The organism is Burkholderia sp. Se-20378, assembly GCF_017104665.1.
GTDB lineage: Bacteria > Pseudomonadota > Gammaproteobacteria > Burkholderiales > Burkholderiaceae > Burkholderia > Burkholderia lata.
On sequence record NZ_JAAGPG010001260.1, the window covers coordinates 1 to 583 of the forward strand.

Below are 583 nucleotides of genomic sequence, written 5' to 3' on the forward strand. Positions count from 1 at the left end.
TCAAGGCGGGCGGCAAGGCGATCGGCGTCGCGATGGACGTGACGAACGAGGAAGCCGTGAACAGCGGTATCGACAAGGTGGCCGAAACGTTCGGCTCGGTCGACATCCTCGTGTCGAACGCGGGCATCCAGATCGTCAACCCGATCGAGAACTACTCGTTCTCCGACTGGAAGAAGATGCAGGCGATTCACGTCGACGGCGCGTTCCTGACGACCAAGGCCGCGCTCAAGCACATGTACAAGGACGATCGCGGCGGTGTCGTGATCTACATGGGTTCGGTGCACTCGCACGAAGCGTCGCCGCTGAAGTCGGCCTACGTGACGGCCAAGCACGGCCTGCTCGGTCTGGCGCGCGTGCTGGCGAAGGAAGGCGCGAAGCACAACGTGCGCTCGCACGTCGTGTGTCCGGGCTTCGTGCGTACGCCGCTGGTCGACAAGCAGATTCCGGAGCAGGCGAAGGAGCTCGGCATCAGCGAAGACGAAGTGGTGAAGAAGGTGATGCTCGGCAATACGGTCGACGGCGTGTTCACGACCGTCCAGGACGTCGCGCAGACGGTGCTGTTCCTGTCGGCCTTCCCGAGCGC

Annotated in this window: 1 protein-coding gene; it reads left to right on the forward strand. The window is 63.5% G+C overall.

The genetic code is table 11. The features are described 5' to 3' along the window. A partial coding sequence (locus G3N93_RS41305) for a 3-hydroxybutyrate dehydrogenase (RefSeq protein ID WP_206135672.1) occupies nt 1-583 on the forward strand: 583 nt, incomplete at both ends.